This window comes from Paraburkholderia sp. 2C (assembly GCF_054589215.1).
Genome location: NZ_BAAILL010000066.1, coordinates 1 through 254, shown reverse-complemented (window position 1 = coordinate 254; position 254 = coordinate 1). Strand labels below are relative to the sequence as shown.

Sequence of the window (254 nt, the reverse complement as noted above, 5' to 3'; positions counted from 1 at the left end):
TACGAGCGCCTGCTGATCGCGACCGGCTCGACGCCGTTCATCCTGCCGGTGCCCGGCAATACGCTCAAGGGCGTGATCAGCTATCGCGACATCTACGATACGCAGACGATGATCGACACGGCCGCGGTGAAACGTCACGCGGTCGTGATCGGCGGCGGCCTGCTCGGGCTCGAGGCCGCGAACGGCCTGAAGCTGCGCGGCATGGACGTGACCGTCGTGCACCTTGCCGATACGCTGCTCGAGCGGCAGCTCGA

The 254-nt window shown here is 66.5% G+C and carries 1 protein-coding gene; it reads left to right on the top strand.

The features are described from left to right. A partial coding sequence (locus ACYPXD_RS30920) for an FAD-dependent oxidoreductase (RefSeq protein WP_459720980.1) occupies nucleotides 1–254 on the top strand: 254 nt, incomplete at both ends.